Below are 22,836 nucleotides of genomic sequence, written 5' to 3' on the forward strand. Positions count from 1 at the left end.
GCGCGACCGGCGGGACGCGCGGCCCGGCCGGTCAGCCCGCGCCGCGGTCGGCGGACAGGTAGGCGAGGACGGCCCGGACCCGGCGGTTGGTGTCGTCGTCGTTCGCCAGGCCGAGCTTGGCGAAGATCGTGGTGGTGTACTTGCTGACCGAGCCCTCGGAGAGGAACAGCAGCGCGCCGCGCACCCACAGGAAGGGCGTGGTCGGCTGCCCGGCCAGCGCCAGCACGGCGACGGTGCCCAGCACCACCGCGCCGATCGCGCCGAACAGGGTCACCCAGGTCCGCGCGGTGTCGAACACGTCCTGCGTGCGGGTCTCGGTCTCGGTCACTGCCATCGTTCCGCTCTCCTCCGTGGCGTCGTCTCCTGCCGACCACGACGCTACGGAGCCGCCGCCCGCCCCGACATGGGCCTGCCCGTACACCGGGGTGGGCCCAGACCCACTCCCGCCCCCGCCCCCGCCCCCGGCCCCGGGCGGGAGCGGGAGCGGGGGCGGGGGCGGGAGTGGGTCCGGTGGGGGCGGGGCGAGGGTTCAGTGCCGAGCGGTGAGGGCCGGGTCGGTGGCGTCCAGGGACTGGAGGATCTGCTCGACGCTCTGCCGGGCGTCGCCGAAGAGCATGGCGGTGTTGTCGCGGAAGAACAGCGGGTTCTGGACGCCCGCGTAGCCGGAGGCCATCGAGCGCTTGAAGACGACGACCCGGTCGGCCTCCCAGACCTTGAGGACGGGCATGCCGGCGATCGGGCTGGCGGGGTCGTCGAGGGCGGCGGGGTTGACGGTGTCGTTGGCGCCGATCACCAGGACGACCGAGGTGTCCGCGAAGTCCTCGTTGATCTCGTCCATCTCCAGCACGATGTCGTAGGGGACCTTGGCCTCGGCGAGCAGCACGTTCATGTGGCCGGGCAGCCGGCCGGCCACCGGGTGGACGCCGAAGCGGACCCCGACGCCCCGCTCGCGCAGCCGGCGGGTGAGGTCGGCGACGGGGTGCTGGGCCTGGGCGACGGCCATGCCGTAGCCGGGGGTGATGATCACGGACCTGGCGGCGGCCAGCAGCTCGGCGGCCTCCCGGGCCCGGATCTCCTGGTGCTCGCCCTGCTCGGCGTCGCCGCCGGAGGGGGCCTCGATGCCGAAGCCGCCCGCGATGACGGACAGGAAGGAGCGGTTCATCGCCCGGCACATGATGTAGGAGAGGTAGGCGCCGGAGGAGCCGACCAGCGCGCCGGTGACGATCAGCAGGTCGTTGTCGAGCAGGAAGCCCGCGGCGGCGGCCGCCCAGCCCGAGTAGCTGTTGAGCATCGAGACCACGACCGGCATGTCGCCGCCGCCGATCGAGGCCACCAGGTGCCAGCCCAGCAGCAGGGCCAGCACCGTCACGGCGACCATCAGGCCGAGGCCGGGGGAGGCGGTGAACCAGACGGTCAGGGCGAGGAACGCGCCCAGCGCGCCCAGGTTGAGGGCGTTCTTGCCGGGCAGCACCAGCGGGCGGGAGGCGATCTTCGCGGAGAGCTTCAGGTAGGCGACGATCGAGCCGGTGAAGGTGACCGCGCCGATGAAGATGCCGATGAACACCTCGGCGTGGTGGATCGTCAGCAGGTCGGCGGCCACCGCGGTCTGCGCGGCGCCGTGCCGCTCCACCTCCAGGTAGCTGTTCCAGCCCACCAGCACGGCGGCCAGGCCGACGAAGCTGTGCAGGACGGCGATCAGCTCCGGCATCTGGGTCATCTCGACCCGGCGGGCCCGCCACAGGCCGATCGCGGCGCCCAGCGCCATCGCGACCAGGATCAGCGCGACCGCGCCCGCGCTGATGCTGCGGGAGGCGACCACGACGGTGGCGACCAGCGCCAGGGCCATGCCGGCGATGCCGTAGACCACCCCGGCCCGCGAGGTGCGGTGCTGGGAGAGCCCGGCCAGGCTCAGGATGAACAGCAGGGCGGCGACCAGGTCCGCGGCGTGCGCGGCGGTGAGGGACGTCATCTCGGCTCAGCCTTTCGAGAACATGCTCAGCATGCGGCGGGTGACGGCGAAACCGCCGAAGACGTTCACGCTGGTCAGCAGGATCGCCACCGCGGACAGCACGGTCACCAGGGCGCTCTCGTGCCCGATCTGCAGCAGCGCGCCGATCACCACGATCCCGGAGATCGCGTTGGTCACCGACATCAGCGGCGTGTGCAGGGCGTGGTGGACCTTCCCGATCACGTAGTAGCCGATCACCACGGCCAGCGCGAACACCGTGAAGTTCTCCGCCAGTTGGGCCGGGGCGAAGGCGATCAGCAGGAACAGCGCGAGCATCCCGAGACCGATCAGGCCGAACCGGACGGCGGGCGTGACCCGGGCGGGCCCCGCCCCGGCGGCGGCCGGGGGAGCCGCGGGCGGCGCGGCGGGCGGCGCGGCGGGCGCGGCCGAGACCGCGACCGGCGGGGGCGGCCAGGTGGTCTCGCCCTCCCGGACGACCGTCACCGCGCGCTGCACCACGTCCTCGAAGTCGATCGCCAGCCGCCCGTCCCGGCCCGGGGTGAGCAGCTTCAGCAGGTTGACCAGGTTGGTGCCGAACAGCTGCGAGGCCTGCGCGGGCAGCCGGGACGCCAGGTCGGTGTAGCCGATCAGGGTCACCCCGTTGTCGGTGACCACCGTCCGCCCCGGCACCGTGCCCGCCACGTTGCCGCCCTGCGCGGCGGCCATGTCGACCACCACGCTGCCGGGCTTCATCGCCGCCACGTCCTCGGCGGTCAGCAGCCGGGGCGCGGGCCGGCCGGGGATCAGCGCCGTGGTGACCACGACGTCCACGTCCGCGGCCTGCGCCCGGTACAGCACGGCCGCGGCCCGGTCGTAGTCCGCCGAGGTGGCCTTCGCGTACCCGTCGGCGCTCGCCTCCTGGACCGCCTCCACCGCCAGGTACTCGCCGCCCAACGACCGCACCTGGTCCGCGACCTCGGGACGCGGGTCGGTGGCCCGGACGATCGCCCCGAGGCTGGACGCGGCCCCGATCGCGGCCAGCCCGGCCACGCCCGCGCCCGCCACCAGCACCTTCGCCGGCGGCACCTTGCCCGCCGCGGTGACCTGCCCGGTGAAGAACCGGCCGAAGGCGTGCGCGGCCTCGATCACCGCCCGGTACCCGGCGATGTTGGCCATCGAGCTGAGCACGTCCATCGACTGCGCCCGGGAGATCCGCGGCACCGCGTCCAGCGACAGCGCCGTCACCCCGCGCGCCGCCAGCGCCGCCAGCAGTTCCGGCCGCTGCGCCGGGGCCAACAGCCCCACCAGCACGGCCCCTTCGCGCAGCCGCCCGACCTCGGCCTCCGACGGCGCGTTCACCTTCAGCACCACCTCGGCCGCCCAGGCGTCCCCGACGGCGGCGCCCGCCGCCCGGTACGCCGCGTCGTCGAACCCGGAGGCCGCGCCGGCCCCCGACTCGACGACCACCTCGTAGCCCAGGCCCAGCAGTCCGCGCACCGTGGCCGGGGTCGCCGCGACCCGGGTCTCCCCGGGCACGGACTCGGCGACCACGCCGACCCGTTGGGGCGGGCGTGCGGAGGAGTCGTTTCCAGACATCGCTCGTTCTCTCTCGTCGGAGGAGGTGGTGCCGGACGTGTTCCGCGCTCGAAGGGGAGTACTTCCCCCTGGTCGCAGGAACCTAGACTCCCGACCCCCTCCGGCAGAACCGGGCGAACGGTGAAATGTGTCACCACAACTCCCACCGACCGGACTACACCCCGCCCTCCGGGGACGGTCGGCGCTCAGGACGCGGGGGCCTCCTGCTCGGCCTCGACGACGGCGTTCCACTCCCGCTTGGACGCCTGCCAGCCGTCCTCGTCGTGGCCCAGGCGCCAGTACCCGGAGACCGACAGGTCCTCGCGCGGCACGCCGAGCTCCACCCGCAGCAGCGCCCGCAGCTCCTTCACGAACCCGGCCTCGCCGTGCACGAACGCCTGCACCCGGCCCGCCGGGAACTCCAGCGCGCGGACCGCCCCGACCAGCGCCTCGCCGACCGGCCGGTCCCCGCGGTGCAGCCAGACCACCTTCGCGGCGGTGTCGACCGGCTGCTCGTCCCCGGGCCCGGAGACCTCGACGAAGGCGTGCACCAGGGCGTCGGCGGGCAGCGCCTCCAGGGCGGCGGCGATCGCGGGCAGCGCGCTCTCGTCGCCCGCCAGCAGGTGCCAGTCGGCGGCCGGGTCGGGCGCGTAGCCGCCGCCGGGGCCGAGCAGCCGCACGGTGTCGCCGGGCCGGGCGCGCACCGCCCACGGCCCGGCCAGGCCCTGGTCGCCGTGCACCACGAAGTCCAGGGTCAGCTCGCGCCGCCCGGCGTCCCAGGCGCGCACGGTGTACGTCCGGGTGGTCGGCCACTGCTCGCGCGGGAACTCGGCCCGGATCCGCTCCAGGTCGTACGGCTCCGGGTAGGCCGCCCCCGGCGCGTCGAACAGCACCTTCACGTAGTGGTCGGTGTACGTGCCCGCGTCGAACGCGGCCAGCCCGTCGCCGCCGAGCACCACCCGCTGCATGTGGGGGGTGAGCCGCTCAGTGCGGACGACCTGCGCGGTGTGCGGCGTGCGGGGCTTGCGGGGCGGACGCTCTGCCATGGGACGGCTCCTCGGTGGACGGACCGCTCGGCCGGCCGGCCGGGTCGGTGCGGGACCAGTCTGCGCCACGGGCCCGCCGCCCCCGGCCGCCCGGGGCTGCGCGGACCGGCTCCGGGGCCGGATCATCGAGGTGGGCGGATCGGCGGCCGGGGGACCGATGAGTTCGCCCGCCCCGATCCGTCCGTACTCGTGACCGGACCACCGACCGACCCCCAGGGGAGCACGTCATGGGCTTCATCCACATCGAGCTGTTCACCACCCTCGACCTCGTCGGCCAGGCGCCCGGCGGGCCCGACGAGGACCCGGTCGACTTCCCCTTCGGCGGCTGGCAGGCCCCGCTGGTGGACGACGTCTCCGGTGCGCAGGTCGACGCCGCCTACGCGGGCACGGACGCCCTGCTGCTCGGCCGCCGCACCTACGACATCTTCGCCGCCTACTGGCCGAAGGCCGGGGACAACCCCTTCGCCAACCTCTTCAACGGCATCCCCAAGTACGTCGCCTCCCGCGGCGAGCCCGAGCTGACCTGGGCCGGGTCCGAACTGCTCGGGCCGGACCTGCCCGCCGCGGTGCGCGGCCTGCGCGAGCGGCACCAGCAGGTGACGGTGGTCGGCAGCCTGGACCTGGTGCAGACCCTGCTCCGGGAGAAGCTGTACGACCGCCTGGACCTGTGGGTGCACCCGGTCATCCTCGGCACCGGCAAGCAGGTCTTCGCCGGGGGAGCCGTCCCCACCAACGTCACCCTGCTGGAGCCGCCTGCCGCCGGCCCCCGCGGCACCGTGCTGCTGCGCTACGGGCTGGCCGAGGGCGTCCCCGCCACCGGCGACATGAGCGCGCCCCGCGAGGACTGAGCCCCGGACCGCGACCACCGGCCGTCGGCTGCCCGCGCACCGGCCGTCGGCGTCCCGGCCGCCCGCGCGGCGGCCGGGACGCCCGGCGCTTTTCGAACGGCGGGTTCGCCTCGCCGCCGTCCCGGGGCTATCCTCGGGCCCAGGTTTCGGGCATGGGGCCCAAAAGGTGTCTTGGGGGTTGGCATGGTTGCCGGTCGCGTGGTGCGGTTCGACGGTTCGCGGGGTTACGGGTTCATCGCTCCGGATCAGGGCGGGGAGGACGTCTTCCTGCACGTCAACGACCTGCTGATCCCCGAGTCGTACATCCGGGCGGGCCTGGCGGTGGTCTTCGAGGTCGAGGAGGGCGACCGCGGCCCGAAGGCGTCCTCCGTCCAGCTCGCCCCCGGCGCCGAGCTGAAGGCCCCCGGCGCGCCGGTCGCCGAACGCGTGGTGCGCGCGCCCGTGGACGACGACGAGCAGCTCGCCTCCGACGACTACCTGGACGACGTCACCGAGGCGCTGCTGGAGTACGCCCCGTCGCTGACGGGCACCCAGATCCTCCAGGTCCGCTCGGCGATGCTCCAGCTGGCCAAGAGCCACGGCTGGATCGGCTGAGCAGGGCGAGGGCGGCGGCGGACGGGCTGTCGGGGGCGGCACCGTAGAGCAGGACGCGGTGGGTGGTGCCGTCGGAGAGCGGCAGGCTCTCGAAGTGCAGCTCCATCGGGCCGACCAGCGGGTGCCGGAAGGACTTGCTGCCCACCGCGCAGTCGCGGACCGGGTGGCGGGCCCACAGCGCGGCGAACTCCGGGCTCTGGATGGCGAGTTGGCCGACCAGGTGGGCCAGTCGCCGGTCCTGCGGGTGGCGGCCGACGGCGAGCCGGAGCGCCGCCACGGCGACCTTCGCGTCCTCCTCCCAGCGGGCGTGCAGTTCGCGGGTGTGCGGGTCGAGGAACAGCAGCCGGGTGAGGTTGGGGCGGTCGGCGGGCCGGTCGGGGGCGGTCGGGTCGAGGTGGCCGGCCAGCAGGGCGTGGCCGAGGGCGTTCCAGGCCAGCACGTCGTTGCCCCGGTCCAGGACGACGGCGGGCACTTGCGGCATCGCGTCGATCAGGTGCCTGGTGGCGGGCCGGACCCTGGCGGGCCGGTCCTGCGGGGTGCGCCCGGCCCGGGCGGGGCGGGCCAGGTCGTACAGGTGGGCGCGTTCGTCGCCGGTCAGCCGCAGGGCGCGGGCGAGCGCGTCCAGGACGCCGTCGGAGGCGTTGGCGCTGTGGCCCTGTTCGAGCCGGGTGTAGTAGGTGACGCTGACCCCGGCGAGCATGGCGAGTTCCTCGCGGCGCAGCCCGGGCACCCGGCGCCGGTTGGGGTAGGGGGTCAGCCCCGCGTCCTCGGGACGCAGGCGGGCGCGCCGGTTGCGCAGGAACTCCCCGAGGGCGGTCGATGTCTCCATGCCCCCAGTCTGCCCGGGCGGGGCGCTCCGGTGGCCGCCGCAGGGTATCCCCGCGAGTGCTACCTTCCGCAGGGCCCTGGGTGGGCCGTCCGGTCCGGTGCAGGCTCCTTCCCGTCACGCCGAACCCGACGAGAAGGAGGCCCGCCATGGCGACGGCCGAAGCGACCGGAACAGTCGAACGACCGCAACAGGCAAGCGGCACAAGCAGATTGACGAGCCGTCAGCGCGTCGTCCTGGTCGTCCTGCTGGTCGCCCAGTTCATGCTGGCGGTGGACTTCTCCATCCTGAACGTGGCCCTCCCGGCGATCGGCGCGGGCCTCGGCTTCCCGCTGGGCGACCTCCAGTGGATCGGGACGGCGTTCGCGCTCTCCGCCGCCGGGTTCACCCTGCTGTTCGGCCGGGTCGCCGACCTGTTCGGCCGACGGCGGCTGTTCCTGCTCGGACTGGCCCTGCTCGGGGCGTCCTCGCTGGCCGGCGGCCTGGCCACCGGACCGGCGGTGCTGATCGCCGCCCGGGTCGCCCAGGGCCTGGCCACCGCGGCGGTCACCCCGGCCGGGCTGGCGCTGCTGACCACCTCCTTCCCGGAGGGGCCGCTGCGCGACCGGGCGCTGGGCCTCAACGGCGCGCTGATGTCGGCCGGGTTCACCGCCGGAGCGGTCCTCGGCGGGGTGCTCACCGACCTGCTGTCCTGGCGCTGGGCGTTCTTCGTCAACGTGCCGGTGGCGCTCGGGGTGCTGCTGATCGCGCCCGGCGTGATCCGGGAGAGCCGCCCGGACGCCCGTCCGAGGCTCGACCTGCCCGGCGCGCTCTCGGTCACCCTCGGCCTGCTCTCCCTGGTGTACGGCCTGACCCGGGCCGGGCTGGCCGGCTGGGGCGACCCGCTCGCGCTGGGCGCGCTCGGCCTGGGCGCCGCCCTGCTGCTGGTCTTCCACGCCGTCGAACGGCGCGCCCCGGCGCCGCTGGTGCCGGTGGCGGTCCTGCGCCGCCGCAGCGTGGTCTGGGGCAACCTGGCCGGGCTGATCGCCTTCCTCACCGAGACCTCGCTGGTCTTCCTGCTGACCCTCTACCTCCAGGAGGTGCTGGACTTCTCCGCGCTCGCGGCGGGCCTGTCCTTCGGCGTGCTGGGCCTGGGCACGGTGCTCGGCGGCGCCACCGCCGCCCGCCTGATCGCCGCCACGGGCACCCGCGCCACCCTGGTGGTCGGCGGCCTGGTGCAGGCCGCGGCCACCGCCGCCCTGCTGCTGCTCGGCCAGGGCCAGTCCTCGCTGTGGCTGCTGCTGGCGGCGACCTTCGTCGGCGGCGTCGGCAACATGTTCGTCATCGTCGGCTTCATGGTCACCGCCACCTCCGGCCTGCCCGACCACGAACAGGGCCTGGCCACCGGGCTGGCCACCATGACCCAGCAGATCGGCATCACCCTGGGCACCCCGGTGATGAGCGCGATCGTCGCCGCCCGGGCCGGCGGCGCCCCGTCCGTCCCGGCCGTCCTGGACGGCATCGCCCTCGCCGTCCTGGTGAACGCCGCCCTGGTCCTGGTCGGCGTCCTGGCCACCGCCTTCCTCCGGCCCCGCGAGGGCTGACGCCGACCGGCACGCCCCGGCACCGGCCCCCGTCCCGATCGGACGGGGGCTCAGCGGCGGGCGGCGGCCAGCCGGAGGAAGTCGGCGGCCAGCGCGCCCGCGTCCAGGGCGTCCGGCTCGCGGCCGCTGAGGATCCAGAAGAAGACCGGCCCGACCAGCAGCGCGGTGGCCTGCGGCATCGGGACGGCCAGGGCGTCGCCGGGCAGGGCGCGGTCGATGACGGCCGCCGCGCTGGCGCCGATCGGGTCGGTGCCGCGCAGCAGGTCGCGGACGGCCGTGTCGTGCTGGGCCTCGCCGACCAGGGCCCGGTAGGCGGCGCCCGCGTCGGAGGTGGTCAGGAAGGCGACCAGGGCCCCGAGGTAGGCGGCGAGGTCGGCGGCGGGGTCCTCGTGCGGGGGGACGTCCAGCTCCTGGCGGGCGTCGATCGCGCTGGCCTCCAGCAGGATCTCGGCCTTGGTCGACCACCAGCGGTAGACGGTCTGGCGGGAGACGCCCGCGCGCTCGGCGATGCCCTTGAGGGTGACCGCGCCGTAGCCCAGCTCGACCACCAGGTCGTCGACGGCGTGCAGGACGGCCGCCCGGGCCTGCTCGCTGCGCGGACGACCGACCTTGCCCTGTTCGCCGACCATGCCGCTTCCTCTCCCGGACCTCTGGTCCGGCCATCGTAGGTGACGAGAAAGAATGTACACAAATGTGACAAAAGCCTTGCCCGGCCGCCCGGTTGGCGGCCCGGTGCCCGTGGCGGCGTCCACCGTGGTGCCCGTGGCCGGGTCCGTCGCGGCGTCCGCCTATTAATGGACACTGTGCACCGGATCTGTTAGTTTCGGTGCATCGTGAACAGTAATTGTCGGCGACGCCGGCACCGTGCCCGACAGGGCAGAGAGGAGACCGCGCGATGCGCGTCTTCGTGACGGGTTCCACCGGCTGGATCGGCTCGGCCACCGTGGACGAACTGCTCGCCGCCGGCCACCAGGTCCTCGGGCTCGCCCGCTCCGACCGGGCCGCGGCCGCGCTGGCGGCCAAGGGCGCCCAGGTCCACCGGGGCGACCTCGACCACCCCGACTCCTTCCGGGCCGGCGCGAGCGCCGCCGACGCGGTGGTGCACCTGGCCAACAAGCACGACTGGGCCGACCCGGCGGGCACCGACCGCGCCGAACGGGCCGCCGTGGAGGCGATCCTGGACGGCCTCGAAGGCTCCGGGAAGCCGTTCGTGATCGCCAACGGCCTCTCCGGCCTCGTCACCGGCCGCCCGGCGCTGGAGACCGACCCCTCGCCCGAGGTCGGCCCCGGCGCCGACCGCGGCGGTTCGGAGAACCTCGCCCTGGAGGCCGCCGCGCGCGGCATCCGCCCGATCGCGGTCCGCTTCGCCCCGAGCGTGCACGGACGCGGCGACTGGGGCTTCGTCAACTGGCTCACCGCCGCCGCCCGCAAGCACGGCGTCAGCGGCTACCTCGGGGACGGCACCAGCGAGTGGTCCGCCGTCCACGTCACCGACGCGGCCCGGCTCATCCGCCTCGGCCTGGAACGCGCCCCGGCCGGCACCCGCCTGCACGCCGTCGCCGAACAGGCCGTCACCACCAAGGCGATCGCCGCGGCGCTCGGCACGGCCCTCGACCTGCCCGTGGTCGCCGTCGACCCCGCGGACGCCGCGGAGCACTTCGGCGTCGTCGGCCACTTCTTCGGGCAGACCCTGACCGGCTCCAGCGAACTGACCCGCGAGCTGCTCTCCTGGCAGCCCGCCGGCCCGACGCTGCTCGGCGACATCCTCGCCGGCGCCTACACCACCGACTGACCAGGCCCGCTCCCGTGAACGAGAAGCCCATGACCGCGACACCCCCCGACCGCGCCGCCTCTCCCGGCACCGCGACACCCGCTCCCGTGACACCCGCTCCCGCGCCGACCGCCCCCGTGACACCCCCCGCCCCCGAACCGGCCGCCCCCGCGGGCGTGCGGCGCGCCGAGACGCTCGTGCTGGCCTGCGTCTCGGTCTGCAGCGTGCTGGTGGTCGGCCTGGTGGCGGCGATCAACCTGGCCGTGCCGATGCTGGCCGCCGGGCCGCTGCACCCCAGCTCCGCGCAACTGCTGTGGATCATCGACGCCTACGTCCTGGTCTTCGCCTGCCTGGTCATCCCCGGCGGCGCGGCGGGCGACCGGTTCGGCCGCAAGGGCACCCTGCTCGCCGGGCTGCTCACCTTCGCCGCCGGGGCCGCGCTCACCGCGCTGGCGCCGAACATCGGCGTCATGCTCGCGGGCCGGGTGGTCAGCGGGGTCGGGGCCGCGCTCGTCCTGCCCAACAGCGTCGGCGTGCTGGTGCACGCCACCCGCCCGCAGCGGCGCGGCCACGCCCTGGCGCTGTGGGGCGCGGTCACCGGGCTGGGCGGCCTGGTCGGCAACCTCGGCGGCGGCGCGCTGCTGTCGTCCGGCTCCTGGCGGCTGCTGTTCTGGGCCGTCGTCCCGCTCGCCCTGGCCTGCGCCCTGGGCGTCGCGCTCGCCGTCCGCCGCAGCGGGCGCAGCCCCCGCTCGCTCGACCCGGTCGGCACCGTCCTGCTCGTGCTCGCCACCGTCGCCCTGCTGATCGGCATCATCGAGGGCCCCGGCTCCGGCTGGGGGAGCCCGCTGGTGGTCGGCGCCTTCGCGGTCAGCGCCCTGCTCTGGGCGGCCTGGGTGCTGGCCGGGCTCCGCACCGCGCACCCGCTGCTCGACCCGCGGCTGTTCCGGATCCCGATGCTGAGCGCGGCGAGCCTGGGCATGTTCGTGATGTTCTTCGGCAGCTTCGGCCTGTTCTACCTGAACGCCTCGCTGCTCCAGTACGGCCGCGGCTTCTCCCTGGTGCAGACCGGGTTCGGGGTGCTGCCGGTCGCGCTGCCGATCGTGGTGGTGGCCCGGTTCGTGCCCGCGCTGGCGAAGCGGATCGGCTTCGCGGCCGCCCTGCTGATCGCCTTCCCGTGCATCGGCGGCGGCCTGTTCGGGCTGGCCTCGGCCGCGCACGCCCCCTACCCCGTCTACGCGCTCTGGCTGGTGGTGGTCGGCGTCGGCTTCGCCCTCGCGATGCCGGTCCTGACCGTCGAACTGACCTCGTCGCTGCCCCCGCACCGGGCGGGCGTCGCGGGCGGCCTCCAGTCCGCCACCCGCGAACTGGGCAGCGCCCTCGGCGTCGCCGTCGTCGGCACCGTCCTCACCGCCGCGTTCACCGCCGCCCTGCCCGCCGCCGCGCACGGACAGCACTCCGTCCCCGCCGCCCTGGCCGCGGCACCGGCCGAACGGACCGCCGTGGTCGACGCGTTCGTCACCGGGGCGGGCAGCGCCCTGCACGTCGCGGGCGCGGTCACCCTGGCCGCCGGAGCCGTCGTCGTCCTCGCCGCCCGGCGGGCCGCCCGCAAGCCCGCGGGCGCGGACACCGCCGCGCCCTGACGTCCGTACGATGGCCCGCCTGTACGCCTGTACGCCTGCACCCTTGCCCGCCCGTACGTCCCGCCTGCCCGCCCGTACGTCCGCCCGTACGTCCGCCCGGAGAAGGACCCCCATGCCACGCCGCCTGCTCGACGCCTTCCTGCTCCCCGCCACCGTCGCCGCCAACGAGCCGCTGGGCAGGCGCTGGCGCGCCCTCACCCTCGAAGGGCCGCGGCTCGCGGACCTGACCGCCCTGCCCGGGCAGCAGGTGCGCGTCCAGGTCGGCGCGGCGAACCCGCTGGTCGACCGGCTGGTCGGCACCCTGCGCACCTACTCGGTCTGGGCCCACCGCGGCGAGCGGCTCGACCTGCGGGTGCTCGACCACGGCGGGGGTCCCGGCGCCGCGTGGGGCCGCACCGCGCGGCCCGGCGACCGGGTGCACCTCGGCAAGCCGGAGGGCAGGTTCGTCACCCGCCCCTCCTCGTACCACCTGTTCGTCGGGGAGGAGACCGCCTCCGCCGCGTTCGGCCCGATGCTGGCCGCGCTGGGGCCGGGGGCCGAGACGCACGCCGTGGTCGAGGTCGACACCGAGGACGACCAGTTGCCCGTCCCGGGCGTCCGGTGGGTCCGGCGCGACGGGCGGTCCGCGGCCCGCTCGGCCGGACTCGTCGCGGCGGTCGCGGCGCTCGACCTGCCGGCCGCGCCCGGCACCGCCTACCTGGCGGGCGAGGCCGGGACCATCCAGCTCGTCCGCGACCACCTGGTGCGCGAACGGGGCTGGGACCGGCGCGACGTCCTCACCAAGCCGTTCTGGACGCCCGGCCGCACCGGCCTGGAGTAGCGGGCGGCCGGGGACGTGGCTGGGTACGTGGGCGGGCACGTGGGCGGGGGCTGGCATGATCGGGGGATGGTTGAACGAGTCATCGCCGCCTGCGACGGAGCGGCCAAGGGCAACCCCGGGCCCGCCGGGTGGGCCTTCGTGGTCGCCGACGGGAACGGCGCCCCGCAGCGCTGGGAGGCCGGTCCGCTGGGCCGCAACACCAACAACGTCGGGGAGTTGACCGCCCTGCAACGCCTGCTGGAGGCCACCGACCCGGCGCTGCCGCTGGAGGTGCGGCTGGACAGCACCTACACCCGGGACGCGGTCACCAAGTGGCTGCACGGCTGGAAGCGCAACGGCTGGAAGACCGCCGCGGGCAAGCCCGTCGCCAACCAGGAACTGATCCAGCGGATCGACGCGCTGCTCACCGGCCGGGACGTCGCCTTCGTCTACGTGCCCGCCCACCAGGTGGACGGCGACCCGCTGAACGCCATCGCCGACAAGGCCGCCAGCGACGCCGCCCGCACCCAGCAGGCCGCCGCCGGCACCGCCGCCGACCTGCCGGTGCCCGACCCGGTGACCGCCCCCGCCCCGCGCGCCCGCCGCACCGCCCCGTCCGCTTCGTCCGGCTCGGCGTCCGCGGCCTCGAACGGCGGTGCGGCCCGGCGCAGTTCGGGCGGTGGTGGCGGCGGCCGGACGCTGGCCGCGAAGTTCCCCGGCCGGTGCCCGTGCGGGCGCCCCTACGGCAAGGGCGAGAAGATCACCAAGGTCGGCGGCAGCTGGGGCCACCCGGAGTGCGCCGCCGCCCACGTCTGACCGGAGGACCCGCCCGGACCGGGCCGGGCCGGACCGGGTGCCGCGTGCCCGGTTCCGCCCGGCCGCGCCCGGTCCGGCCCGGTCTGTCAACGGCGTTTGTCCGCGCCGCCGCCGGTGTGTCAGATTGCCACGGAGCGCGTGCTCCCGTACCCGCACTGTCACCCGAGCGAAAAGGACCCCATGAGCACCGAGACGCTGGAGTTCCAGGCCGAGGCGCGGCAACTGCTGCAGCTGATGGTCCACTCGATCTACTCGAACAAGGACGTCTTCCTGCGCGAGCTGATCTCCAACGCGTCGGACGCCCTGGACAAGCGGCGCCTGGCCGGCCTCACCGAGGAGCGGCTGCGCGCCGACGACCTGCACATCGCCGTCGACACCGACCCGGACGCCCGCACCCTGACCGTCCGCGACAACGGCATCGGCATGACCCGCGACGAGGTCGTCGCGCTGATCGGCACCATCGCCCGCTCCGGCACCGCCGAGACACTGCGCCGCCTGCGCGAGAGCAAGGAACCGGCCGAGCTGATCGGCCAGTTCGGCGTCGGCTTCTACTCCACCTTCATGGTCGCCGACCGGGTCACCCTGCTGACCCGCAAGGCCGGCGAGCCCACCGGCACCCGCTGGGAGTCGGCCGGCGGGGGCACCTACACCGTCGAGACCGTCGAGGACGCCCCCGAGGGCACCTCGGTCACCGTCCACCTGCGCCCCGAGGACGGCGAGGACGGCCTGCACGACTACACCGACCCGTCGACCGTCCGGCGGATCGTCAAGCGCTACTCCGACTTCATCGCCTTCCCGATCCGCACCACCGGACCGGACGGCACCGAGCAGACCCTCAACTCGATGAAGGCGCTCTGGGCCCGGCCGCGCGCCGAGGTCGCGGACGAGGAGTACCGGGAGTTCTACCGGCACGTCGCCCACGACTGGACCGACCCGCTGGAGACGATCCGGATGCGGGCCGAGGGCACCTTCGAGTACGAGGCCCTGCTGTTCATCCCGGCCCGCCGCCCGCACGACCTGTTCCAGCGCGACGGCCGCCACGGCGTCCAGCTGTACGTGAAGCGGGTGTTCATCATGGAGGACAGCCGCGAGCTGCTCCCCGACCACCTGCGCTTCGTCAAGGGCGTGGTGGACGCCGCCGACCTCTCGCTCAACATCTCCCGCGAGATCCTCCAGCAGGACCGGCACATCCAGCTGATCCGCCGCCGGCTGGCCAAGAAGGTGATGGCCACCGTCAAGGAGATGATGACGGCCGACGCCGACAAGTACCGCACGTTCTGGCGCGAGTTCGGCCCCGCCGTCAAGGAGGGCCTGCTCGACCCGGCCGAGGACCGCAAGGCCATCCTCGACGTCGCCTCCTTCCCGAGCACCGCCGGCGAGGAGCCCACCACGCTCGCCGACTACCTGGCCCGGATGAAGGACGGCCAGGACAGGATCTACTACATGACCGGCGAGAGCCGCGCCCAGGTCGAGAACTCCCCGCACCTGGAGGCGTTCCGGGCCCAGGGCTACGAGGTCCTGCTGCTCACCGACCCGGTGGACGAGATCTGGATCGAGGGCGTCCCCGACTACGAGGGCAAGGAGTTCAGCTCGGTCGCCCGCGGCGCCGTCGACCTCCCCGCCGAGGACGTCCCCGAGGAGCGCACCGGCTCCTACGCGCCGCTGCTCGGCTGGCTCGGCGAGACGCTCGCCGACGTCAAGGACGTCCGCCTCACCACCCGCCTCACCAACTCGCCCGCCTGCCTGGTCAGCGACGCCGACGGGCTCACCCCCACCCTGGAGAAGATGTACCGGGCCATGGGCCAGGACGTCCCGCCCGCCCGCCGCATCCTCGAACTCAACCCCGACCACCCCCTGGTCACCGCCCTGCGCACCGCCCACGAGGAGCGCCCCGAGGACCCGGCCCTCCCCGAGACCGCCGAACTCCTCTACGGCACCGCCCTGCTGGCCGAGGGCGGCGACCTCGCCGACCCCGCCCGGTTCGCCAAGCTCCTCGCCGACCGCCTCACCCGGACGGTCTGACCGCCGCGCCGTCCCCGCCGGCGCCGTCCCCGCCGGCGCCGGCGCCGTTCAGGCGGTCTCCTCCTGGCGGCGTCGGCGGCGGGGGCGGCGGGGGCGGAAGCGTTCGCCGCGGGCGAGGCGGCGCAGGCCCGCGAAGCGGGAGAAGCGGTCGCGGTTGGCGACCGAGGCGCGGTCGAGCTCCTCCATCAGGCGGCGGCCGCGGTGTTCGAGGTCGAGTTCGTCCAGGATGCGGTCGACCTCGGCGAGCAGGGAGCCGTGCAGCTGCCACGCCTCGGGGCTCTCCTGGACGCGGCGCAGCAGCAGTTGGGCGACGTTCTCCCGGACGGACCAGGCGGCGGCGAGTTCGGCGGCCAGCCGCTGCTCGGCCTCCTCGGCGTTGCGGCTGACCTGGGTGGTGACCAGCACCGCGAAGCTCACCAGCGCCCCGCCGACGTGTTCGAACAGCTCCTCCAGGGCCACCGCGACGTCCGCCGGGAAGAGCCGTTCGCCCGGGGCGCGGCGCTTGGCCAGGTCGGTCAGCGAACGGGCGATGACCCGGATGACGACCACGCAGATCTCCAGCGTGTCCAGCCCGGTGCGCAGCACCAGCCGGGACAGCAGGCCCTCGCTGATCCGCGGGTTCAGCCGCAGGCTGTCCTCGGCCTGCCGCAGCGCCCCGTCCACCTCGGCGATCGCCTGGTCCAGCTGCCGGGCCTCGTGCAGCCGTTCGGCGGCCCGCTCGACCGGGACGGGGCGGTCCAGCTCCTCGGCCAGGCCGAGCAGCAGGTGGCGGGCCCGGCGGGCCAGGTCCTCGATCGACTCGCCGGCCTTGTCGACCCAGACCGGTGGCGCTATCACCAGGTTGAACACCAGGCCGACGGTCGCGCCGATCACCGTCTCCAGCACCCGGTCCCACGCCTGCGTGGTGACCTGCGAGACGCCCAGGATCAGCATCGCGCTGATCGCGACCTCCTGGACGAACTCGTCGACCCGGACGAACCGTCCGACCACCAGCGAGGCCATGATGATCAGCCCCAGGCTCCACCAGGACAGCCCCACCACGGCCGAGAACCCGATCGCGATCAGCACCCCGACCACCACCGAGTTGACCCGCCGGATGCTGGTGGTCAGCGTCGAGTAGACCGTCACCTGCACCACCAGCAGCGCCGTCAGCGGCGCGGTCAGCGGCACCGGTTCCCTGCTCAGCCAGGTCGCCACCACGTACGACAGCGTCGCCGCGACGGTGGCCCGCACCGTCTGCACGACGAACGCATCCCTGGCACCACGGCGTACCACCGCGGCCACCGACTCCGGAACAAAGCGCATGCTGTCCCTTCTATCCCTCCGGTGTCCGCACACACCGCCGCGACCCGCGCAAAAGGGGCTGATGGGGACGGTGGGGCTGGTGGGGCGGCCGGTACCTCAGGCCGTCGGGCGCGGCGGGCGGGCGGCCAGGCCGGCCATCCGGGCGGTGTCGGCGGCGGTGGCGGGGGTGAACAGCAGGACCAGCGCGGACGGGTCGTCGACGGGGTGGAAGGAGCTGAGGGCGAGGCGGACGGGACCGACGCCGGGGGGCTCCACCAGGACGGTGCGGGCGGTGAGTTCGGCGACCGAGTGGCAGCCCCACCAGTGGCGCAGCTCGGGGGCGTCGGCCTCCAGGCGGCGGTAGACCTGGTCGGTGCGCGGGTCGGCGAGGGCCGGGCCGGCCTGGGCGCGGAAGTGCTGGAAGACGTTCATGGCGAGCGGCTCCCAGTCGGGCAGGACGCCGCGCAGGCGCCGGTCGACGGCCATCAGCCACATCAGGTTGCGGCGGTCGGCCGGGACGGCCTCGGGGGCGCCCCACAGCGCGGACCAGGCCGCGTTCCAGGCCAGCAGGTCGAAGTGCCGGTCGACCAGGACGGCGGGGCTGGCGGGCCAGGAGTCGAGCACCGGGCGGACCGTGTCGGCGAGCCGCCCGGCGGCGGTGCGGTCGGTGTCGACGGGGACGGGCTCGTGGTGGCCGGCCAGCCGCATCGCGTGCCGCAGACCCGCCGCGTCCAGGCGCAGCGCCCGCGCCACCGCCTCCAGCACCTGCCGGGAGGCGCTGACCCGGCCCTGTTCGAGCCAGGTGTACCAGGCGAGGCCGACGCCGGACAGCGAGGCGACCTCCTCGCGGCGCAGCCCCGGGGTGCGCCGCCTGGCGGTGGCGGCGAGGCCGACGTCGGCGGGTTGCAGCAGGGCGCGGTGGGCGCGCAGGAACGCGCCGAGTTCCTGGCCGGTGGCGGGGGTGGACACGGTGCTCGCTCCTCGTCGCGGACGGTTCTCCGGTGCGGTGACCCGCCCGGGGCGTCGGTGGGCGGGTACGTCGACATGCCAGTACGTCGGTACGCCGGTACGTCAGTAGGTCGGTACGCCGGTACGCCGGTACGCCGGTCCCAGGCTAGGCCGGACCGGGGGCCGGTTCCGCTCCCGGCAGCGGACTCCTCGCGTCCGGCCGGTCCTATGACCACCGGTACCCGTACGAACGCCTGCCTGGCTGCCCCGCCCGCCGTCCGCGAGCCTCGTCCGAACAGCCCCGACGGCCCTCGCCGCCCTCGCCGCCCTCGCCGCTCGATGGCGCCGCCGTCCGAACCGGAGGACCCGCCCCGTGACCGCCACCGCCACCGCGACCACCGCCACCGCCACCGCCCGCCAGCCCGCCTGGGGCATCACCCTGCCGCTGCCCGGCCTGACCGTCGACCGGCACCGCTTCCTGGTCGAACGGCTCCCCGACCTCGGCTACGGCGACGTCTGGAGCGCCGAGGGCGGCGGCACCGACGCCTTCACCCCGCTGGCCGCCACCGCCGCCTGGTCCCCGCGCCTGCGGATCGCCACCGGCGTCGTCCCGGTCCACACCCGCGGGCCCGCCGTGCTCGCCCAGACCGCCGCCACCCTCGCCCAACTCGCCCCCGGACGCGTCCTGCTGGGCATCGGGGCGTCGGTGCCCGCGCACGTCACCGACATCAACGGCATCCCGTTCGACGAGCCCTTCAAGCGCACCCGCGACGTGCTGCGCTTCCTCACCGCCGCCCTGCGCGGCGAACACGTCGCCGGCGACTTCGACACCTTCTCCATCGCCGGCTACCGCCTGCCCCACCCGCCCGCCGCCCCCGTCAAGGTCATCCTCGGCGCGCTGCGCCCCGGCATGCTCCGGCTCGCCTTCGCCGAGGGCGACGGCGCCATCACCAACCTGCTGCGCGCCCGCGACCTGCCCAGGGTGCTGGACGCCGTCGGCCCGCAGCCGCCCGGCAAGGAACTCGTGGTCAAGGTGTTCGTCTGCCCCACCGAGGACACCGCGTACGCGCGCCGCACCGCCCGGCCCTTCCTCGCCTGGATCCTCAACCGCGAGCCCTACCGCAAGTTCCACCAGTGGCTCGGCAACGGCGACCTGCTCGCCGAGACGCACCGCCGCTGGGCCGACGGCGACCACGCGGGCGCCCGACGCGCCCTGCCCGACGAACTGGTCGACGCCCTCTTCCTGCACGGCTCCCCGGAGCAGTGCCACGAACAGATCCTCCGCTACCGGCAGCCCGGCGTCACCGCCATCCAGCTCTACGTCTCCCCGCCCCCCGAGACACCCGCCCACCACCCCCACCTCCTCGACACCCTCGCCCGCCTCGGCCCCGCCGCCCGCTGACCGCCCCCGCCGGCCCGCCGGCCCGCCGGGCCCGGCCCACCGGGACCGGGCGGGTCAGGGGAGGAGGCGGAGTTTGTCGGGGTTGGAGATCGCGTGGATGCCGGAGATCAGGTCGCTGTCCGGGAGCAGGTCCAGGACCAGGACGGCGAAGGGGCGGCCGGAGGCGGAGAAGAGGACGGCGGGGGCGCCGTTGACGTCGCGCCAGGTGAGGGAGAGGCCGGGGCCGGACTCGGGGGCCAGGGCGGTGAGCAGCCGGGCGACCTTGGTGCGGCCGGTGAGGGGGCGACGGCCGCCGGGGGCCTTGCCGCCGCCGTCGCCGACGAGGGTGACGTCGGGGGCGAGGAGCCGGAGGAGGGCGGCCAGGTCGCCGCCGAGGGCGGCGGCCAGGAAGCGTTCGGTGACCTGGCGGCGCAGGCCGGGTTCGGGCTCGTAGCGGGGGCGGCGGGAGCGGACGTGCGCGCGGGCCCGCTTGACCAACTGGCGTACCGCGGCCGGGCTGCGGCCCAGGATCGCGGCGACCTCCGGGCCGGTGTACCCGAACACCTCGTGCAGGACGAACGCCGCGCGTTCCAGCGGTGAGAGCGTCTCCAGCACCACCAGCAGGGCCAGCGACACCGACTCGGCCCGTTCGGCGGCCAGCGCCGCGTCCCCGGCCGCGCCGTCCGACCCGGCCAGTGACCCGGTCAGCGATCCGGTCAGCGACTCGGACGGTGATCCGGTCGGCGGGCCGATGAGCGGTTCCGGCAGCCACGGGCCGACGTACGTCTCGCGCCGCCGGCTGACCGCGGCCCGCTGGGCCAGCGCCCGGTTCACCGCGATCCGCACCAGGTACGCCTTCGGGTGCTCGATCGGCTCGGCGGCCGGGCCGGTGGCCCCGGTGGCCCCGGTGGTCCGGGTCGCTCGGGCGGCCCAGGCCAGCCAGGTGTCCTGGAGGACGTCCTCGGTGTCGGCGACGCTGCCGAGCAGGTCGTAGACCAGAGAGAACAGCAACCCCCGGTGCTCCGCGTACTGGTGCGTCGCCCGCTCCGTCGCTGTCGCTGTCGTCGTCGCTGTCGCCGCCGGGTCCGCCCCGTCCGGCCCGCCCCCGTCGCTGCCGCTCATCCCGGTCGGCCTTCCTCTCGATCGTGTCGGGAACAGCGAGCCCGACCGGCCCGCCGGATGTCACGCGAAACCCGCGAATGTGGCCCGGATCACAACGGTGTCCCGGGTTCGAACGGCCGTGCGCGCGGCTCAAGTACGCTGAGCGCGGCCGGAAGTGACGGTGCCGCGACGAACCGGGGAACACCCGGCTCCGCCCGGGCACCCGCCGAGGGGGACGGCCGACGGGGAACGAGCACGGGGGACTGGCACCAGTGGACAGCGACAACCGCACCGGCGTCCGACTCGCGGACCGGGCGGAGGACGGCACCCCGGAACGGGGCGGGCCGGCGGTCTGGCAGTACCTGCTGGACGACGGCCTCGACCCCGCCGGACGGATACCCGTGCACGCCGTCCGCGGCAGCACCCCGCCCGGCAGCGGCCCCGGTGACAGCGGCAGCACCTACCGCCCCCACCCGCGCCACGGCCGCCCGCTGCCCCCGCCCCCGGCCGCGCCCGCCGACGCCCCCGCGCCCGGCCTGCCCCCGCTCGGGGCGGGGCGCCGCCCCGCCGGGCGCGCCCTGCTGTCCTGGCTGGAGGACGGCCGCGCGCCCCGGCTGTGCCGCATCGCCGGCTCCTCCGGCAGCGGCCGCACCCACCTGCTGACCTGGCTCGCCGCCGCCTGCCCGCCCGACCACCCGCGCCCCGGCCGCCGCGTCCACGCCCTGCTGGACGCCGAGGGGCTGACGGTCCGTTCGGCCACCGCCCGGCTCGCCGACCTGCTCGGCCTCACCGCCGGCGAACCCGCCGACCTGCTCGAAGCGCTCCAGGACGGCACCCCGCGCACCGTCGTGGTCACCGACCTCGACCGGGCCGGCGGCCCCCGACTGCCCGGCACGCCCGAACGGCTGGCCCGCGAACTCCTCGTCCCGCTGCTGTCCGTCCCCTGGCTGCTGCTGATCGTCGAGGCCGCCCACGGCCCCGCCGCCGACGCGCTCGCCGACGCCGCCCCCACCGGCGCCGTCCTCGACCTCGACCAGCCGCAGTGGACCGACCCCGCCCCGTACGCCGCCTGGTGCGCGGGCCTGACCGGCCACCCCGTCGACCCGGCCGCCACCCACCCCAGCCCCGGCCTCGCCCAACTCGCCGCCCGCACCCCCGGCGCCGCCCCCGACCCCGCGCTGCCGCCCGCCGACCGGGCCGCCGCGCTCGCCGCCGCCTGGTGGCGGGCCGTCCCCGCCCCCGAACGCGCCGCCCTCACCGCCCTGGCCGCCGCCGACGGCCCGCTCAGCACCGCCCTGTGGGCCACCCTCCCCGGCGCCGACCCGGCCGCCGTCGCCGCCGCCGCGGACCTGCTGCCGCCGCCCCCGATCGCCGACCGCTGGCGGCTGCGCCCCGCCGCCCTCGCCGACCTGGTCGCCGCCGACGGCCCGCCGGTCGACCACGCCGCGATGATGTGGGCGGTGGCCGGCGGCATCCCGGTCCGCGCCGACGGCGGCCCCGACCTCGCCGCCAGCGACCCCGAACGCCTCGCCCTGCTGGTCCGGCACGCCTCCGCGGGCGACCCCGGCAGCCCGATGCTCGCCGAGATCGACCTGCTGCTGCACGCCGAACCCGCCACCGTCACCGCCGCGTTCCAACGCGCCGAGGACGCCGGACTGCCGCCCACCCCGCTCGCCGAAGCCTGGCGCCGGGCCGCCCCCGACCGGGCCGCCGCCGCCCGTCCCGCCGACCGCGCCGCCGTCCTGCACGCCCACCTCACCGGCCGCCACGACGCCGCCGCCGCGCACTGCGCCGACCTCGCCCGGCAGGCCGACACCCGCTGGCGCGCCGTCTGGCAGCACGCCCCCGCCGCCGGCCCGTGCGCCGCCGCCCTCGGCACCGGCCCGCTCGCCGGACACCTGCTGCTCGCCGACGGCGCCGGACTGCACCTGGCCGACCCCGCCACCGGCCGACCGCTGGGCCCGCCCGAACCGCTGGTCGAACCCCACCCGCGCGCCCTGGCCGCCACCCCGTTCGGCGGCGCCCTGCTGCTGAACGCCTCCGGCACGCTGCGCCCGCTCACCGTCCGCGGCGCACCGGCCCTCCCGCCGGCCCTCCCGGCGGCCGGCGCGCCGGCCGTGCCGGTGGTCGTTCCCGCGGCGTGCACCGCCGTCGCCGGGCACCAGGGCGTGCTGGTGTTCGGCGGTCCGGACGGGCTGGCCACCTGCACCGAGACCGCCACCGGCGCCGTCCACCGGCCCGAGCACCCGCTGCACGAGGGCCCGGTCACCGCCCTGGCCGCGGCCGCGGCCGACGGCGGCACCCTGGTCGCCAGCGGCGGCGAGGACGGCCGGGTCTGGACCTGGATGCCCGGCCGCCCGCCGCTGCCCGCCCCGGTCGACCGGCGCCCGTGGCCGGTCACGGCCGTCGGCCTCGCCGCCACCCCCGCCGGGCTGCTGCTGGCCGCCGCCTGGTCCGACGGCCTGCTGCGGCTGCGCCGCTGGGGCGAGCGCCACCGCGGCGCCGACCTCCGGCTCGGCGCGGCCGTCCGCACCCTCGCGGTCACCCCCGACGGGCTGGTGGTCGCCGCGCTGCCCGGCTCGGTGCTCGCGCTCACCCTGGTCGGCTGAGCGCCGCCGTCCGAGCGGTGACCGGCGGCCGATGTTGAAAGCCGT

19 protein-coding genes are annotated in these 22,836 nt (G+C 75.8%); 10 read left to right on the forward strand and 9 right to left on the reverse strand.

Features of this window, described 5'->3' with window-relative positions:
* Positions 1-31: 31 nt before the first annotated feature.
* From ACIQVD_RS07980 to ACIQVD_RS07995, 4 genes are all read right to left on the reverse strand, one after another.
* Complete coding sequence (locus ACIQVD_RS07980; protein ID WP_402287753.1) at positions 32-334, reverse strand: hypothetical protein; 303 nt, start codon at positions 332-334, stop codon at positions 32-34.
* Between the two features lie 195 nt (positions 335-529).
* Positions 530-1,969: a Re/Si-specific NAD(P)(+) transhydrogenase subunit beta gene (pntB, locus tag ACIQVD_RS07985; RefSeq protein ID WP_402286840.1), complete on the reverse strand. Its 1,440-nt coding sequence runs from the start codon at positions 1,967-1,969 to the stop codon at positions 530-532.
* A 6-nt stretch (positions 1,970-1,975) separates the two neighbouring features.
* Positions 1,976-3,544, reverse strand: coding sequence for a Re/Si-specific NAD(P)(+) transhydrogenase subunit alpha (locus ACIQVD_RS07990; RefSeq protein ID WP_402286843.1), 1,569 nt, complete (start codon positions 3,542-3,544; stop codon positions 1,976-1,978).
* A gap of 185 nt (positions 3,545-3,729) precedes the next feature.
* The gene (locus ACIQVD_RS07995; RefSeq protein WP_402286845.1) at positions 3,730-4,569 is read right to left on the reverse strand and encodes a siderophore-interacting protein; all 840 of its coding nucleotides are present in this window, start codon (positions 4,567-4,569) and stop codon (positions 3,730-3,732) included.
* Positions 4,570-4,796: 227 nt separating this feature from the next.
* Between ACIQVD_RS07995 and ACIQVD_RS08000 the strand changes: the two genes are divergently transcribed.
* Positions 4,797-5,417 carry a dihydrofolate reductase family protein gene (locus ACIQVD_RS08000; RefSeq protein WP_402286848.1) on the forward strand — a complete coding sequence of 207 codons (621 nt, stop codon included), beginning with the start codon at positions 4,797-4,799 and terminating at the stop codon, positions 5,415-5,417.
* Positions 5,418-5,600: 183 nt separating this feature from the next.
* Positions 5,601-6,011: a cold-shock protein gene (locus ACIQVD_RS08005; protein WP_400678637.1), complete on the forward strand. Its 411-nt coding sequence runs from the start codon at positions 5,601-5,603 to the stop codon at positions 6,009-6,011.
* Here ACIQVD_RS08005 and ACIQVD_RS08010 read toward each other — a convergent pair.
* Positions 5,905-6,840 carry a helix-turn-helix domain-containing protein gene (locus ACIQVD_RS08010; RefSeq protein WP_400678638.1) on the reverse strand — a complete coding sequence of 312 codons (936 nt, stop codon included), beginning with the start codon at positions 6,838-6,840 and terminating at the stop codon, positions 5,905-5,907. The two genes, ACIQVD_RS08005 and ACIQVD_RS08010, sit on opposite strands and share 107 nt — an antisense overlap.
* Before the next feature lie 146 nt (positions 6,841-6,986).
* Between ACIQVD_RS08010 and ACIQVD_RS08015 the strand changes: the two genes are divergently transcribed.
* Positions 6,987-8,420: an MFS transporter gene (locus ACIQVD_RS08015; RefSeq protein ID WP_402286851.1), complete on the forward strand. Its 1,434-nt coding sequence runs from the start codon at positions 6,987-6,989 to the stop codon at positions 8,418-8,420.
* Between the two features lie 50 nt (positions 8,421-8,470).
* Here ACIQVD_RS08015 and ACIQVD_RS08020 read toward each other — a convergent pair whose 3' ends face one another.
* Positions 8,471-9,049, reverse strand: a complete 579-nt coding sequence (locus ACIQVD_RS08020; protein WP_111554084.1) for a TetR/AcrR family transcriptional regulator — start codon at positions 9,047-9,049, stop codon at positions 8,471-8,473.
* A gap of 266 nt (positions 9,050-9,315) precedes the next feature.
* Between ACIQVD_RS08020 and ACIQVD_RS08025 the strand changes: the two genes are divergently transcribed.
* The 5 genes from ACIQVD_RS08025 to htpG all read left to right on the forward strand — a co-directional run bounded on the left by ACIQVD_RS08025 (position 9,316) and on the right by htpG (position 15,468).
* Positions 9,316-10,212, forward strand: a complete 897-nt coding sequence (locus tag ACIQVD_RS08025; protein WP_400678641.1) for an SDR family oxidoreductase — start codon at positions 9,316-9,318, stop codon at positions 10,210-10,212.
* 86 nt (positions 10,213-10,298) lie between these two features.
* Positions 10,299-11,831 (forward strand): MFS transporter, encoded by a 1,533-nt coding sequence (locus ACIQVD_RS08030; RefSeq protein WP_402286854.1) that lies wholly within the window; start codon positions 10,299-10,301, stop codon positions 11,829-11,831.
* Between the two features lie 112 nt (positions 11,832-11,943).
* Positions 11,944-12,651 carry a siderophore-interacting protein gene (locus ACIQVD_RS08035; RefSeq protein ID WP_400678643.1) on the forward strand — a complete coding sequence of 236 codons (708 nt, stop codon included), beginning with the start codon at positions 11,944-11,946 and terminating at the stop codon, positions 12,649-12,651.
* A 66-nt stretch (positions 12,652-12,717) separates the two neighbouring features.
* A complete protein-coding gene (locus ACIQVD_RS08040) occupies positions 12,718-13,446 on the forward strand; it encodes a ribonuclease H (RefSeq protein ID WP_402286856.1) in 729 nt (242 codons plus the stop codon).
* Between the two features lie 180 nt (positions 13,447-13,626).
* Positions 13,627-15,468 carry a molecular chaperone HtpG gene (gene htpG, locus ACIQVD_RS08045; protein ID WP_400678646.1) on the forward strand — a complete coding sequence of 614 codons (1,842 nt, stop codon included), beginning with the start codon at positions 13,627-13,629 and terminating at the stop codon, positions 15,466-15,468.
* Positions 15,469-15,516: 48 nt separating this feature from the next.
* Here the strand turns inward: htpG and ACIQVD_RS08050 are convergent, their stop codons facing one another.
* Together ACIQVD_RS08050 and ACIQVD_RS08055 are read right to left on the reverse strand one after the other, a co-directional pair.
* A complete protein-coding gene (locus tag ACIQVD_RS08050; RefSeq protein WP_400678647.1) occupies positions 15,517-16,773 on the reverse strand; it encodes an aromatic acid exporter family protein in 1,257 nt (418 codons plus the stop codon).
* 96 nt (positions 16,774-16,869) lie between these two features.
* Entirely contained in the window at positions 16,870-17,721 is an 852-nt protein-coding gene (locus ACIQVD_RS08055) for a helix-turn-helix domain-containing protein (RefSeq protein ID WP_402286860.1), read from the reverse strand.
* A gap of 352 nt (positions 17,722-18,073) precedes the next feature.
* On the opposite strand from ACIQVD_RS08055, the gene ACIQVD_RS08060 reads away from it, so the two are divergent.
* Positions 18,074-19,102: an LLM class F420-dependent oxidoreductase gene (locus tag ACIQVD_RS08060; protein ID WP_402286863.1), complete on the forward strand. Its 1,029-nt coding sequence runs from the start codon at positions 18,074-18,076 to the stop codon at positions 19,100-19,102.
* Positions 19,103-19,156: 54 nt separating this feature from the next.
* Here ACIQVD_RS08060 and ACIQVD_RS08065 read toward each other — a convergent pair whose 3' ends face one another.
* Positions 19,157-20,092: a sigma factor-like helix-turn-helix DNA-binding protein gene (locus ACIQVD_RS08065; RefSeq protein WP_402286866.1), complete on the reverse strand. Its 936-nt coding sequence runs from the start codon at positions 20,090-20,092 to the stop codon at positions 19,157-19,159.
* 362 nt (positions 20,093-20,454) lie between these two features.
* Between ACIQVD_RS08065 and ACIQVD_RS08070 the strand changes: the two genes are divergently transcribed.
* Complete coding sequence (locus ACIQVD_RS08070; RefSeq protein WP_402286869.1) at positions 20,455-22,791, forward strand: hypothetical protein; 2,337 nt, start codon at positions 20,455-20,457, stop codon at positions 22,789-22,791.
* Positions 22,792-22,836 lie beyond the last annotated feature (45 nt).

Source organism: Kitasatospora sp. NPDC090308 (assembly GCF_044769485.1).
GTDB lineage: Bacteria > Actinomycetota > Actinomycetes > Streptomycetales > Streptomycetaceae > Kitasatospora > Kitasatospora fiedleri.

What these genes read in the sequence shown, in the direction of transcription:
- ACIQVD_RS08025 (WP_400678641.1), top strand. Translation starts at nt 9,316, where the DNA reads ATGCGCGTCTTCGTGACGGGTTCCACCGGCTGGATCGGCTCGGCCACC.
- pntB (WP_402286840.1), bottom strand. Translation starts at nt 1,969, where the DNA reads ATGACGTCCCTCACCGCCGCGCACGCCGCGGACCTGGTCGCCGCCCTG.
- htpG (WP_400678646.1), top strand. Translation starts at nt 13,627, where the DNA reads ATGAGCACCGAGACGCTGGAGTTCCAGGCCGAGGCGCGGCAACTGCTG.
- ACIQVD_RS08005 (WP_400678637.1), top strand. Translation starts at nt 5,601, where the DNA reads ATGGTTGCCGGTCGCGTGGTGCGGTTCGACGGTTCGCGGGGTTACGGG.
- ACIQVD_RS08035 (WP_400678643.1), top strand. Translation starts at nt 11,944, where the DNA reads ATGCCACGCCGCCTGCTCGACGCCTTCCTGCTCCCCGCCACCGTCGCC.
- ACIQVD_RS08040 (WP_402286856.1), top strand. Translation starts at nt 12,718, where the DNA reads ATGGTTGAACGAGTCATCGCCGCCTGCGACGGAGCGGCCAAGGGCAAC.
- ACIQVD_RS08010 (WP_400678638.1), bottom strand. Translation starts at nt 6,840, where the DNA reads ATGGAGACATCGACCGCCCTCGGGGAGTTCCTGCGCAACCGGCGCGCC.
- ACIQVD_RS08000 (WP_402286848.1), top strand. Translation starts at nt 4,797, where the DNA reads ATGGGCTTCATCCACATCGAGCTGTTCACCACCCTCGACCTCGTCGGC.
- ACIQVD_RS08050 (WP_400678647.1), bottom strand. Translation starts at nt 16,773, where the DNA reads ATGCGCTTTGTTCCGGAGTCGGTGGCCGCGGTGGTACGCCGTGGTGCC.
- ACIQVD_RS07980 (WP_402287753.1), bottom strand. Translation starts at nt 334, where the DNA reads ATGGCAGTGACCGAGACCGAGACCCGCACGCAGGACGTGTTCGACACC.
- ACIQVD_RS07995 (WP_402286845.1), bottom strand. Translation starts at nt 4,569, where the DNA reads ATGGCAGAGCGTCCGCCCCGCAAGCCCCGCACGCCGCACACCGCGCAG.
- ACIQVD_RS08015 (WP_402286851.1), top strand. Translation starts at nt 6,987, where the DNA reads ATGGCGACGGCCGAAGCGACCGGAACAGTCGAACGACCGCAACAGGCA.
- ACIQVD_RS08020 (WP_111554084.1), bottom strand. Translation starts at nt 9,049, where the DNA reads ATGGTCGGCGAACAGGGCAAGGTCGGTCGTCCGCGCAGCGAGCAGGCC.
- ACIQVD_RS07990 (WP_402286843.1), bottom strand. Translation starts at nt 3,544, where the DNA reads ATGTCTGGAAACGACTCCTCCGCACGCCCGCCCCAACGGGTCGGCGTG.